This window comes from Plantactinospora sp. CNZ320, assembly GCF_002846275.1.
In genome coordinates this window covers 6,137,287-6,150,745 of record NZ_PJMP01000001.1, presented here as the reverse complement: position 1 = coordinate 6,150,745, position 13,459 = coordinate 6,137,287, and the positions used below count along the sequence as shown (strand labels likewise).

Annotated in this window: 11 protein-coding genes and 1 pseudogene; 8 read left to right on the top strand and 4 right to left on the bottom strand. The window is 70.3% G+C overall.

The window, feature by feature from the left end; genetic code table 11:
- Positions 1–11: 11 nt before the first annotated feature.
- Genes CLT71_RS27620 through CLT71_RS27605 form a run of 4 tightly spaced genes read right to left on the bottom strand, consistent with a single transcriptional unit; the run spans position 12 to position 4,195 of the window.
- The gene (locus CLT71_RS27620; protein ID WP_101369687.1) at positions 12–1,010 is read right to left on the bottom strand and encodes an ABC transporter permease; all 999 of its coding nucleotides are present in this window, start codon (positions 1,008–1,010) and stop codon (positions 12–14) included.
- Between the two features lie 9 nt (positions 1,011–1,019).
- Entirely contained in the window at positions 1,020–2,078 is a 1,059-nt protein-coding gene (locus tag CLT71_RS27615) for an ABC transporter permease (protein WP_101369686.1), read from the bottom strand.
- Between the two features lie 54 nt (positions 2,079–2,132).
- Positions 2,133–3,122: a dipeptide ABC transporter ATP-binding protein gene (locus CLT71_RS27610; protein WP_101369685.1), complete on the bottom strand. Its 990-nt coding sequence runs from the start codon at positions 3,120–3,122 to the stop codon at positions 2,133–2,135.
- The gene (locus CLT71_RS27605; RefSeq protein WP_101369684.1) at positions 3,119–4,195 is read right to left on the bottom strand and encodes an ABC transporter ATP-binding protein; all 1,077 of its coding nucleotides are present in this window, start codon (positions 4,193–4,195) and stop codon (positions 3,119–3,121) included. Before CLT71_RS27605 ends, CLT71_RS27610 begins: the two co-directional genes overlap by 4 nt.
- Before the next feature lie 280 nt (positions 4,196–4,475).
- On the opposite strand from CLT71_RS27605, the gene CLT71_RS27600 reads away from it, so the two are divergent.
- The 8 genes and pseudogenes from CLT71_RS27600 to CLT71_RS27565 all read left to right on the top strand — a co-directional run.
- Positions 4,476–4,970: a hypothetical protein gene (locus CLT71_RS27600; RefSeq protein WP_101369683.1), complete on the top strand. Its 495-nt coding sequence runs from the start codon at positions 4,476–4,478 to the stop codon at positions 4,968–4,970.
- Between the two features lie 60 nt (positions 4,971–5,030).
- Positions 5,031–5,585 carry a Uma2 family endonuclease gene (locus CLT71_RS27595; RefSeq protein WP_101369682.1) on the top strand — a complete coding sequence of 185 codons (555 nt, stop codon included), beginning with the start codon at positions 5,031–5,033 and terminating at the stop codon, positions 5,583–5,585.
- Positions 5,586–5,670: 85 nt separating this feature from the next.
- Positions 5,671–7,107, top strand: coding sequence for a TldD/PmbA family protein (locus tag CLT71_RS27590; RefSeq protein ID WP_101371835.1), 1,437 nt, complete (start codon positions 5,671–5,673; stop codon positions 7,105–7,107).
- 43 nt (positions 7,108–7,150) lie between these two features.
- Positions 7,151–8,560, top strand: coding sequence for a metallopeptidase TldD-related protein (locus CLT71_RS27585; protein ID WP_101369681.1), 1,410 nt, complete (start codon positions 7,151–7,153; stop codon positions 8,558–8,560).
- A 139-nt stretch (positions 8,561–8,699) separates the two neighbouring features.
- Complete coding sequence (locus CLT71_RS27580) at positions 8,700–9,395, top strand: hypothetical protein (RefSeq protein ID WP_101369680.1); 696 nt, start codon at positions 8,700–8,702, stop codon at positions 9,393–9,395.
- Positions 9,396–9,689: 294 nt separating this feature from the next.
- Entirely contained in the window at positions 9,690–10,511 is an 822-nt protein-coding gene (locus tag CLT71_RS27575) for a hypothetical protein (RefSeq protein WP_101369679.1), read from the top strand.
- A gap of 12 nt (positions 10,512–10,523) precedes the next feature.
- Positions 10,524–12,449 carry a fumarate reductase/succinate dehydrogenase flavoprotein subunit gene (locus CLT71_RS27570; RefSeq protein ID WP_101369678.1) on the top strand — a complete coding sequence of 642 codons (1,926 nt, stop codon included), beginning with the start codon at positions 10,524–10,526 and terminating at the stop codon, positions 12,447–12,449.
- Positions 12,449–13,234: pseudogene (locus tag CLT71_RS27565) on the top strand (succinate dehydrogenase/fumarate reductase iron-sulfur subunit); the annotation flags it as partial. The gene CLT71_RS27570 and the pseudogene CLT71_RS27565, both read left to right, overlap by 1 nt.
- Positions 13,235–13,459: the final 225 nt, after the last annotated feature.

The following is a 13,459-nucleotide window of genomic DNA, read 5'->3' as shown; positions in this document are numbered from 1 at the left end:
CCACCGGACGCTCATCCGAGTCGCACCCGGGGGTCGACAACGGCGTAGAGCAGGTCGACCAGGACGTTGGCGGCGATCACGAAGACGGCGGCGAGCAGCACCGTCGCCATCACGATCGGCATGTCCAGGTTGAGCGCCGCGTTCAGCGCCGTCTTGCCGAGCCCGGTGAACCCGAAGACCGTCTCGGTGATCACCGTGCCGCCGAGGTAGGCGCCGAGGTCCAGGCCGGCGATGGTGATGATCGGGGTGATCGCCGCGCGCAGCGCGTGCCGGCCGTACACGGTGATCTTTGCCAGGCCCTTGGCCCGCGCGGTCCGGACGAAGTCCTCGGAGAGGGTCTCCAGCATCTGCGCCCGGGCGAGTCGGGCGTAGATCGCGGAGTTGAGGAAGCCGAGCGCGAACCAGGGCAGCAGCATCGCCGACGCCCAGGCCACCGGATTCTCGGTCAGCGGGGTGTAGCGCGGATAGCTCAGAATCCCGGTCTCGTAGACCAGGGTGATCAGCAGCAGCGGTCCGAAGAGCAGGATCGGCATGGAGGCGCCGACCAGCGAGGTGCCGACCGCGAACCGGTCGAAGGCGGTCCCCCGGCGCAGCGCCGAGACCATCCCGATCGAGATGCCGAGCAGCAGCCAGACCACGGCCGCGCCGAAGACGATGCTCAGGGTCACCGGCAGGGTACGCCCGACGATCCCGGTCACCGGCTCGTCGTTGCGGAACGAGAAGCCGAGGCAGGGGGCGGGACAGTCCCGGGCGGTCTCGCCCGAGCCGATGGTACGGCCGACGAAGATGCCCCGCATGAACTGGCCGTACTGCACCGGAATCGGCTGGTCCAGCCCCATCCGGCGTTCGATCATCTCGATCCGCTCCGGGCTGCAGACGTTCTTGCTGTCCCCGCACATCAGCTCGGCCGGGTTGTTCGGCACCGCGAAGAACATCCCGAAGGTGATCACGCTGACCGCGAGCAGGGTACTCAGCGCCAGCAGGATCTTCTTGACCACGAACCGCAGCACGCCTACCCCCTACCTGCTCGACTTCGGGTCGAGCGCGTCGCGCAGCGCGTCGCCGAAGAGGTTGAACGCCAGCACCAGCAGGAACAGCGTGGTCCCGCCCACGATGGTGAAGCTCGGTACGTCCCGGATGTAGCGCACGCTGTCGTTGATCAACCGGCCCAGGTCGGGAGTCGGTTCCAGCACGCCGATGCCGAGAAAGGACAGTGCCGCCTCGGCGGTGATCAGGGCCGGCACGTTAAGCGAGAAGGTCACCAGGATCGGCGCCCAGAGGTTCGGCAGGAGCTGCCGGAACAGGATGTGCCCCAGCCCGGCCCCGGAGGCGCGAGCCGCCTCCACGAACTCCCGCTCGCGCAGCGAGAGCACCTGTCCCCGGACCAGCCGGGCCGAGATCGTCCAGTTGAAGAGTACGAAGATCAGGACCAGCAGCGCCGGTCTGAACCAGGACGCCACCTCGTCGCGCGGCCCGTAGAACTGGTTCACCGCGAGCGGCACGAACGCGAAGCAGAAGATGTAGAACGGGAAGGCCAGCGCAAGGTCGATGACCCAGGTGATCACGGCGTCGACCCAGCCGCCGACGTACCCGGCCAGGATGCCGATCACCACGCCGAGCGCGATGGTCAGCACGGCGGCGGTGAAGGCGATCATCAACGAGGTACGGAGCCCGTAGACGACCTGGATGAAGATGTCCCGGCCGATGCCGGGCTGGATGCCGAACCAGTGCTCGCCGGAGACTCCCGCGTAGCCGAGCGGGAAGCCGTTGCGGTCCAGCCGTTCCGGAAACCGCTCCTGCGGACCCTTGCCATAGAGCCGGGCCACCAGCGGTGCGGCCGCCGCCAGCAGCACGAAGAAGACCAGCACGGCACCGCTGACCAGGGCGACCCTGTCCCGGCGCAACCGCCGCCAGGCGAGCTGCCCCGGCGACCGGCCGACGATCTCGGTCGACACCGCCGGCTTCGCCGCGCCCCCGCCGGCCGGCGTGCCCCCGGGTACCTCGTCCGGCGCCGGCGGCACCGGGCCGACCTCGGCCGCCACCGCCCCGGCCTGCGCCGCGATCTGCTGTTCACTCATCGTGCCCGCCTTCGTTCGCGCCGCGGGACTCGCTAACCCGGCTCTGCCTCGCGCTCACGGGAGATCACCCTCCTCCGGGAAGTGGCAGGCCACCGCGCCGTCCCCGGCCGAGTGTCGGGTGAGGGCCGGCTCCTCGGTCGCGCAGATCTCCTGGGCCTTCCAGCACCGGGTCCGGAACCGGCAGCCGGACGGCGGGTCCAGCGGCGTCGGTACGTCCCCGGTCAGCCGGATCCGCCCCGCCGGCCCCAACCTCGTCACGTCCGGTACGGCGGAGAGCAGCGCCCGGGTGTACGGATGCCGTGGCCGTTGGTAGATCTCCACCCGGTCCCCGGTCTCGACGATTTTCCCGAGGTACATCACCGCGATCCGCTGGCAGAAGTGCCGGACCACGGCAAGATCGTGTGCGATGAAGACGAAGGCGAGATCCAGCTCCCGTTGCAGGTCGCGGAGGAGGTTGACCACCTGCGCCTGGATCGAGACGTCCAGCGCCGAGACCGGCTCGTCGGCGACGACGAGTTTCGGCCGCAGGGCGAGCGCCCGGGCGATCCCGATCCGCTGCCGCTGGCCACCGGAGAACTCGTGCGGATAGCGGTTGTAGTGCTCGGGGTTCAGTCCGACGAGTTCCAGCAGTTCGCGTACCCGCTGCTTCACCCCGCCCGGCGGGTCGATCCCGTTGACCTGCAACGGCATCGCCACGATCCGTCCGACGGTGTGCCGGGGGTTCAACGAGGCGTACGGGTCCTGGAAAATGATCTGGAGGTCCTGGCGGAGCGGCCGCAGCTCGCCCCGGGAGGCGCGCGTGATGTCCCGCCCCTCGAAGACGATCCGGCCGGCGGTCGGCTCCAGCAACCTGACCAGCAGCCGGCCGGTGGTCGTCTTGCCACAGCCCGACTCGCCGACCAGGCCGAGGGTCTCCCCCGCCCGTACCTCGAAGTCCAGCCCGTCGACCGCGCGCACCAGGCCGCTGCGGCGAAAGCCGGAACGCACCGGAAAGTGCTTGGTCAGCCCGGTCACCGACAGCAGCGGCTCACTCCTCGCACTCACGGTGCCACCCCCACCTGGGCGATCTCGTCGGCGTAGTAGCGCTGCCGGTCGGCCTCGGGCAGGTGGCAGGCGACCAGGTGCCCGGCCTCGGTCACCGGCAGCAGTTCGGGGACCTCGGCCGACGCCAGGCCGCCGGTCCGGTCGGCGTAGCGGCAGCGCGGGTGGAAGGCGCAGCCGGCCGGCCGGTGGATCAGGCTCGGCGGGTTGCCCGGGATCGGCACCAGGTCCGCGTCCGCGTCGCCGTGCAACGACGGCACGCTGGAGAGCAACCCCCAGGTGTACGGATGCTGCGGCCGGCGCAGCACCTGCTCGACACTGCCGTGCTCGACGGCCCGGCCGGCGTACATCACGAGTACGTCGTCGGCGACCTGGCTGACCACCCCGAGATCGTGGGTGATCAGCACGATCGCCGAGTTGAACTCCGATTGCAGGTCGGCGAGGAGGTCGAGGATCTGCGCCTGCACGGTGACGTCCAGCGCGGTGGTCGGCTCGTCGGCGACCAGCAGGTCGGGATCGTTGACCAGTGCCATGGCGATCATCACGCGTTGGCGCATCCCGCCGGAGAACTCGTGCGGGTAGTCGTCGACCCGGCGCTCCGGCTGCGGGATGCCGACCCGGCCCAGCATCTCGACCGCACGTCGGCGGGCAGCCCGGCGGCCCGCCTCCGGATGGTGCACCCGGTACGCCTCGGCGATCTGTCGACCGACCGGATAGTACGGGTGCAGTGCCGAAAGCGGATCCTGGAAGACCATCGCCACGTCCCGGCCGCGCAGTTTGCGGCACTCGGCGTCGGGCAGCCCGACGATGTTCCGCCCACCGACCAGGATCTCGCCACTGATCTCCGTACGCCTCGGGTCGTGCAGGCCGAGGATGGCGAGGCTGGTCACGCTCTTGCCCGAGCCGGACTCTCCAACGATGCCCAGGGTGCGCCCGCGCGGTACGGCGAACGAGAGCCCGTCGACGGCCCGCACCACCCCGTCCTCGGTACGGAACCGCACCCGCAGATCCCGCACCCGCAGGTACGCCTCGGTTGCCGGGGTCCCGGACGACGCTGCCGATTCTGGCGTTTCCACCGGCGCCCCTCCCCTTCCTGCTCCGCCCCCGAGGGAGCGTGAAGGTAACCTACAGCAGAGACAAGAGGGTGAAAATAACCTACAGGTGCCGATCTTCGCGGTCCGCCGGACAGCCTCGACCGGAGGATCGGCGCATCGCCCTATTCAAATAGCTCTGGCCCTCCCCTGTCGACCCCGCCGCCGTCGATGCCCCCTGGACCAGGTCCGCGATCCGGCGCCAGCCCGAACCTTGCGCCCGAGGGTTGATGGAGACCATCCGGTGGAGCACTCACCTCCGTCGGTGACCGGCTATGACCATGTCCGCGCTAGGCTCAACCCGGTGACGGATGCGCTGGTCGGCCTCGACCTCATCGACTGGGCTCACCTGCGGTCGAGTCATCTGGACAACTCGCTGGAAGTGCCGATGCAGTTGCGGCGTCTCGCCGAGGGGGTCGACGGACTCCCGGGCAAATGGGCCGACAGGTTACGTCAACTCATCATCCATGGGCATTCCGGCTGCATTGTCCAGAGCGCCGAATATGCGGTGCCGTTCCTGATAGGTCTGTGTTCAGCGGATCGTCCGACGATAGTGCGCGAGTCGTTGCTCTTGCTGGCCGACCTGACCACGGAACCGTTTCACACCGAGGTCGAACACGGTAACGCAGACATGCACGAGCGGACACAGAACGCAATCCTTGCTGGATATGACACCTATGTGCGGTTGACCGAAGCGCCGGACCGAAGGACCCGCGAAGCGGCCACGGAACTGCTGACCCGTCTCGACGAGGTCGAGTGAGAGACTGGTGACGTAACGGAGGCGAACCACCGAGATCACGACGACGGACCGGAGGTGACCATGACCGCAGCGGTGTTCGAGCACGGCGGGCCGTGGACCGAAACGGAATACCTCGCGCTCGGCGAGACCCGGGATCGCGTCGAACTCTTCGACGGGAGCCTCCACGTGACACCTGCCCCCACCCCCCGCCACCAGCACATCTCGCGTCGTCTGGGCAACGCGCTGGAGACCGGCGCGGGAACAGCCGGACTACACGTGCTGGAGGCGGTGAACGTACGGCTGCGGTCGGGCCGGATTCCGATTCCCGACCTGGTGGTCACCGACGAGATCGACTTCGACGAGCCGGTCGTCGACGGTGCGGCGGTCCGGCTGGTATGCGAGATCATCTCCCCGAGCAACGCCGCCACCGACAAGGTGCTCAAGATGCACTACTACGCCGCTGCCCGGATCCCCTGGTACCTCCTGGCCGAACAGGACACCGGCACGCTGCGGCTGCACCGTCTCGACGGCTCCCACTACGTCGAGCACGCGGTTGCCAAGCCCGGCGATGTCCTGCGGCTCACCGAGCCGGTCGTGGCGGAAATCCGACCGGAGGACCTTCTCCCCGGGCGCTGAACCCACCTCCTCGCCTAAGGTCATCCATGATCGGGTTCGGCTCCGGCCGGATCACGGAACGGGTGAACCAGGCGAGGAGATGCCGATGGCCGAGTTCGACGTGGCGACGGCGGCGGTACAGGCCGCCCTCGACGCCGGGGCCCGGTACGCGGACGCGCGGGTGATGCACCGCAGGTACGAGTCGATGTCCGCCCGCAACGGCGAGATCGAGTCCGTCACCCAGGACGAGAACGCCGGGATCGGGGTACGCGCACTCGTCGGCTCGGGATGGGGCTTCTACGCCGTACCCGATCTCGCGGAGTCGGCGGCCCGGGCGGCGGGTGAGCGGGCCGCGCGGATCGCCGCGGCGAGTGGCCGGGTCGCCGGTCCCGGCAGCGGCCTGCTGCCGGCGGTGGCCAGCACCGGGTCGTGGAGTTCGCCGTGCGCCGTCGACCCGCTCTCGGTGCCGCTGTCGGACAAGGGTGACCTGCTGGTCCGGGCCACCGGCACGTCCCGGGAACACGGCGCCGACCTGGCCGAGGGGCTCTACCAGATCTGGGACACCCGCAAGTGGTTCGTCTCCAGCGAGGGGCACCGGATCGACCAGCACATCCGGGAGTCCGGGGCGGGGATCTCGGCGACGGTGATCGGCGACGGCGAGACGCAGCGCCGCTCCTACCCCAGCTACCGGGGCCAGTACGGCACCCAGGGCTGGGAGCTGGTCAACTCGCTCGACCTGACCGCGCACGCCGCCCGGATCGCCGAGGAGGCCCGGGAACTCGTCACCGCACCGCTCTGCCCGGCCGGTGAGACCACCCTGATCCTCGGCAGCGAGCAGATGGCGTTGCAGATACACGAGTCGGTCGGGCACGCAATCGAACTCGACCGGATTCTCGGCTGGGAGGCCGCCTTCGCCGGTACGTCCTGGCTGGACCTCGACCAGTTGGGCGTGCTGCGGTACGGCTCCGAACTGATGAACGTCACGATCGACCCGACCATCCCCGGCGCGCTCGGCAGCTTCGGCTTCGACGACGAGGGGACCCCGGCGGCCAGGCGCGACGCGGTCCGGGAGGGGCGCTGGGTGGGTACCCTCGCCGGCCGGGACTCGGCGGCGGTCGCCGGCCTCGACTACGCCGGCAGCGTCCGCTCCGACGGCTGGGCCCGGCTGCCGATGGTCCGGATGACGAACGTCGGGCTGGAACCCGGCCCGCACACCCTCGACGAGATCATCGCGGCCACCGACGACGGTGTGCTGATGGACCTGAACCGCTCCTGGTCGATCGACGACAAGCGGCTCAACTTCCAGTTCGGCTGCGAGATCGGCTGGGAGATCAAGAACGGCCGGCGGGGCCGGATGCTGCGCAACCCGACCTACACCGGGATCGGCCCGCAGTTCTGGCGGTCCATGGACATGCTCTCCTCGGAGACCGTCGCCTGGGGTACCCCGAACTGCGGCAAGGGGCAGCCCGGGCAGATCGGTCACACCGGCCACCCGGCCGCCCCCGCCCGGTTCCGCGACGTCCGGGTCGGAGTACGCGGGTGAGCAGTCCAGCGGAGCACCCCGGTTCGAGGCCTTGGAGGCAGCGATGACATCCCCACTCGACCTCGCCGGCCGGGTCGTCGAACTCGTCCGGCAGGTCGCCGGGCCGGGCGCCGAGGCCGAGGTCGTCACCGAACAGGCCGAAATGGCGCTGACCCGGTACGCGAACTCCTTCATCCACCAGAACCTGGCCGACGTCGCCACGACGGTGCGGCTGCGGCTGCACCTCGACGGGCGTACCGCCACCGGCTCGTCCACTGTGGTCAGCGCCGAGGGGGTGCGTGCCCTGGTCGAGCGTACGGTCGCGGCGGTCCGGCACTGCCCGCCCGACCCGGGCTGGCCGGGGCTGACCCCACCGGGCGCCGTGGCGGACGGGGGCAACTGGGACGAGGCCACCGCCGGGGCCGGGCCGGAGCAGCGGGCCGAGCGGGTACGCGAGTTCGTCGAGACCGCCGGTGGGCTGGAGGCGGCCGGCTACTGCCGTACCGGGTGGCGGGAGGTGGCGTTCGCCAACACGGCCGGGCACTCGGTGACCGGCCGGAGTACCGAGGCGGCGATGGACGGGATCGCCAGGTGCGGTGGCGCCGACGGGGTGGCCCGACTCGGCTCGTTCCGCCTCGCCGACCTGCACGGCGGGGTGCTCGGGGCACGGGCGTCGGTGAAGGCGCGGGCCGGAGTCGCCCCCGTCGAACTCCCCCCGGGGCGGTACGAGGTGGTGCTGGAGCCGACCGCCGTCGCCGACCTGCTGCAGAACCTCTCGACGTACGGCTTCAACGGCAAGGCGTACAACGAGCAGCGCTCGTTCGCCGTGCCGGGCGAGGAACAGTTCGACCCGTCGGTCACGCTGCTGGACGACCCGCTGTCCGGTCCCGGACTGCCGTTCGACGCCGAGGGCACCCGCCGGAGCGCCATCGCACTTGTCGAGCACGGGGTCACCCGGTCGGTCACGCACGACCGGCGGACCGCCGCCGAGGCCGGTACCGCCTCGACCGGGCACGCGGTGCCGGGCGGCGCGTCGTTCGGGGCGGTACCGCTGCACCTCGGGCTCGCCCCGGCCACGCCGCCGAGCGGCGGTTCGACCGCGCCCGGCGAGGTCTCCGGGGCGGGCGAGGTCTCCGGGCCGGTCGTCGACACGGACACCGCCGCGCTGGTCGGCCAGGTCCGGCGCGGGCTGCTGGTCAGCGACTTCTGGTACACCCGGATCCTCGACCCGAAGAGTCTGGTCGTCACCGGACTCACCCGCAACGGTGTGTGGCTGATCGAGGACGGTGAGGTGGCCGCCGCCGTACAGAACTTCCGGTTCACCCAGTCCTATCCGCAGGCGCTCGCCCCCGGCGCCGTACTCGGGATCGGCCGGCACCCGGCGTTGCAGTCGCAGACCTTCAGCAACGCGTGGTGGTCGGCATCGGCGCTCCGGCTGGCCTCGTGGAACTTCACCGGCGGCGCCTCCGGCTGACGCCCCACGCGAACCGGACCGGACCGACTCCCCGCACGAAGCGGACCGACGGACCGGACTCCCCGCTGCCGACCGGTCGCCGAGATCCCGGGGACGCGTGGGGATGCCCGGATCGCGTCACGGTGCTTCACTGGGTGGCGTGACGGACGACGCGACCACCCCCGCCGCCGACGACCCGGGACCCGGCTCCCGGCACGGTTCCGGCGCCCCGGACCGGGCCGGCGACGTACCCGAGGGAAAGCCGGCCGGCTCCGACGGACCGGCCGGCCAGCGACGTCAGCCCGACCCCGCCGCCCGGCGGCGCCGCCGGCTGACCATCGCCGCGATCGCCGGCGCGGCGGTCGTGGTACTGCTGGTCTGCGGCTGCCTCGGTGCGTTCGCTGCCGGGCTGGGCCGGTTCGCCCGGGAGTCCGACCACGCACGGACGGTGCAGGCCCGGGGCGACAGCGCCTGCCGCGATCTGGAGAAGCGGCTCAACCGGTTGACTCCGCCCGGTGCCACCGCGAGCCCGGGCGCACGGGCGGCGGCGATCCGGGACGAGAACGCGGCGGTGCGGCCCTTCCTCTCCGAGATCGAACGACTACGCGGCTGGTGGGGCGACCGCGACGACGACGCGGACGACGACGACCGGGGCGGTCGCGGCGAGTCCTGGCAGCGGCTGGTCGACGCCCGGGCCAGCTACGCGGACGCGCTCGACCGGCAGGTGACCAACGGCGATCCGGCGTTCTTCATCGCGCCGCGCGACCCGGCGGGCCGACCGGTGCTGGACAGGTTGCAGCGCGGTCCCGAGGAGTGCGCCGCCGCCGCCCGCAGACTCGCCGCGCCTGACCTGTAACCCCTCGCGTTCCACCTCCGGTACGCCGACCCCGGTGACCGCTCACCGGGGTCGACTACCTGTCGCATCGAGTGAAGTTCTGCACAACCGTGCCCGGATCCGGGAGCGGGACTTTCGTAATCGGTAGGAAACCCGCGAGACTCCCTTGCGCATGTGCCTGTCAACGTGCGGCGTAACGTGTGCACCGACGCGGACGCAGGTAGCGCGGCTGCGGGTCCTCCCCTGCCCCCGCGCGCCCCGCCGGAACACCATCCGTGCCCGTCAGAGCGACCGGGCCCCGTCAGGGAGACATAGATGACTACGAGGACGGCCCCACCTCCGGCCGGACTGCCGGGAAGCGTGCGGCAGCGCGCGGCCATCGCGGCAAAAACCCTGCGTACCGACCGCTGGTGGTTCGCGCCACTGATCACGGTGATCGGGCTCGGCGCCTGGGTCACGTACGCGACGGTGCGGGTGTTCATGCACGACTACTACTGGGTCGAGGAGTTCCACTACCTGACCCCGTTCTACTCGCCGTGTGTGACCGAGCGCTGCATCCCCGAGGCGGCGCACTTCGGGCGGGTACTGCCCGGCTGGTGGATCATTCCGGACGCCGCGCTGACCCTGCCGTTCCTGCTGCTGTTCCGGCTCACCTGCTACTACTACCGCAAGGCGTACTACCGGTCGTTCTGGCTCTCGCCGCCGGCCTGCGCCGTGCCGGACGGGCACAAGACCTACACCGGTGAGACCCGCTTCCCGCTGCTCGGGCAGAACCTGCACCGCTACACCTTCTACGCCGCCGTGATCATCTCGTTGATCAACAGCTGGGACGCGATCCTCGCCTTCCGCAGCCCCGAGGGCTTCGGTTTCGGCCTGGGCAACCTGATCCTGCTCGGCAACGTGGTGATGCTCTGGGCGTACACGATCTCCTGCCACTCCTGTCGGCACATCGCGGGCGGCCGGTTGAAGCACTTCTCCAAGCACCCGGTGCGGTACCGCTTCTGGACCTTCGTCTCCAAGCTGAACGTCCGGCACATGCAGCTCGCCTGGATCACCCTGGGCACCCTGGCGCTCACCGACTTCTACGTCATGGCGCTCTCCGCCGACTGGTTCGACGACCTGCGGTTCATCAACTAAAGGGCCTCTGACATGACTACCCGAATCGAACGACACCACTACGACGTCGTCGTCATCGGTGCCGGTGGCGCCGGCCTCCGCGCGGCGATCGAGGCCCGGCTCGCCGGGAAGCGGACCGCGATCATCTCGAAGTCGCTGTTCGGCAAGGCCCACACCGTGATGGCCGAGGGCGGTGCCGCCGCCGCGATGGGGAACGTGAACAGCCGGGACAACTGGCAGGTGCACTTCCGGGACACCATGCGGGGCGGCAAGTTCCTGAACAACTTCCGGATGGCCGAGCTGCACGCGAAGGAGTCGCCGCAGCGGATCTGGGAGCTGGAGACGTACGGTGCGCTCTTCGACCGCACCAAGGACGGGAAGATCTCGCAGCGCAACTTCGGCGGCCACGAGTACCCGCGGCTGGCACACGTCGGCGACCGGACCGGCCTGGAGATGATCCGCACCCTGCAACAGAAGATCGTCTCGTTGCAGCAGGAGGACAAGAGGGAACACGGCGACTACGACGCCCGGATCAAGGTCTTCGCCGAGACCACCATCACCGAGCTGCTGCTCGACGGGGACAGGATCGCCGGTGCGTTCGGCTACTACCGCGAGTCCGGCGAGTTCGTCCTCTTCGAGGCCCCGGCCGTGGTGCTGGCCACCGGCGGCGTCGGCCGGTCCTACAAGGTCACCTCGAACTCCTGGGAGTACACCGGTGACGGGCACGCGCTGGCACTGCGGGCCGGCGCCACGCTGATCAACATGGAGTTCCTCCAGTTCCACCCGACCGGCATGGTCTGGCCGCCCTCGGTGAAGGGCATCCTGGTCACCGAGTCGGTCCGGGGCGACGGCGGGGTGCTGAAGAACTCTGACGGCAAGCGGTTCATGTTCGACTACGTCCCCGACGTCTTCCGCAAGCAGTACGCGGAGACCGAGGAGGAGGCGGACCGCTGGTACACCGACCCGGACAACAACCGGCGCCCGCCGGAGCTGCTGCCCCGGGACGAGGTCGCCCGGGCGATCAACGCCGAGGTCAAGGCCGGTCGGGGTACGCCGGCCGGCGGCGTCTACCTGGACATCGCCAGCCGGCTGCCGGCCGAGGAGGTACGCCGGCGGCTGCCCTCGATGTACCACCAGTTCAAGGAGCTGGCCGACGTCGACATCACCGCCGAGCCGATGGAGGTCGGCCCGACCTGCCACTACGTGATGGGTGGCGTCGAGGTCGACCCGGACAGCGGCGCGGCGGCCGGGCACGTGCAGGGGCTCTTCGCCGCGGGTGAGGTCTCCGGCGGCATGCACGGCTCCAACCGGCTCGGCGGCAACTCGCTGTCGGACCTGCTGGTCTTCGGCAAGCGGGCCGGCGAGCACGCCTCGGCGTACGCCGGACGACTGCCCGCCCGCCCGAAGGTGTCGGCGTCGGACGTCGAGGCCGCGGTGGACCGGGCGCTGGCCCCGCTGGAGCGCGAGGGCGGGGAGAACCCGTACACGTTGCAGCAGGACCTCCAGGCGGTGATGGGCGACCTGGTCGGCATCATCCGGCGCAAGGGTGAGCTGGAGGAGTCGCTGGTCAAGCTGGCCGACCTGCGCGACCGGGTGACCCGGGTGGCGGTGGCCGGCGGTCGCCGCTACAACCCCGGCTGGCACCTGGCGCTCGACCTGCGCAACATGCTCGTGGTCTCGGAGTGCACCGCCCGGGCGGCGCTGGAGCGCGAGGAGTCCCGGGGTGGGCACACCCGGGAGGACTTCCCGACGATGGCGCCGCAGTGGCGCACGGTCAACCTGGTCTGCTCGCTCGACGGCGACAAGGTACGCCTGGAGCACAAGCCGCTGCCGAAGATGCGGGCCGAGCTGATCCAGCTCTTCGACCGCAGCGAGCTGGCCAAGTACCTGACCGAAGAGGAACTGGCGGACTTCGACGGCCTCACCGCAGAGGCGCACGCTGAGGAGGCGGCCAAGTAATGGCGACACAGAACGCGCCGGGCGGCGCCGGCAAGGCCGGTCCCACCCGCCACTTCAAGGTCTGGCGCGGCGACGAGTCGGGCGGCGAGCTGACCGACTACCAGGTGGAGGTGAACGAGGGCGAGGTGGTCCTCGACGTCATCCACCGGTTGCAGGCGACCGAGGCGCCGGACCTGGCCTGCCGGTGGAACTGCAAGGCGGGCAAGTGCGGCTCCTGCTCGATGGAGATCAACGGCATGCCCCGGCTGGGCTGCATGACCCGGATGTCGACCTTCGAGGAGAACGAGACGGTCACCATCACCCCGCTGCGGACCTTCCCGGTCATCCGGGACCTGGTCACCGACGTCTCGTACAACTACGAGAAGGCCCGGGAGACCCCGGCGTTCGCGCCGCCGGCCGACCTGGCGCCGGGTGACTACCGGATGCAGCAGGTCGACGTCGAGCGGTCGCAGGAGTTCCGGAAGTGCATCGAGTGCTTCCTGTGCCAGAACACCTGCCACGTGGTCCGGGACCACGAGGAGAACAAGGTCGCCTTCTCCGGGCCGCGCTACTTCATCCGCGCCGCCGAGCTGGACATGCACCCGCTGGACGCCAAGACGGACCGCAAGGAGTACGCCCAGGCGTCGCAGGGGCTCGGCTACTGCAACATCACCAAGTGCTGCACCGAGGTCTGCCCCGAGCACATCAAGATCACTGACAACGCGATCATCCCAATGAAGGAACGCGTCGTCGACCGACGGTACGATCCAGTTGTGTGGCTCGGTAGCAAGATCTTCCGCCGTGGCAAGCAGGACGAGGCCGCGCAGGCCCAACCCCCGCGCGACCCCGACCAGCTCGGCACGGCGCACAGGCCCGGTGGGGCGCACGACCCGGACACCGACGTGGAACGCGGCGTGCACTGGGGCCGGCAGGTCCCGCACCCGACCGCGCCGCCGCTGGACTCGCGGGGCCGGCTGGCGATCAGCGAGTTCACCTTCGAGAAGGCTGCCGCGCCCTCGCCGTTCGGCGAC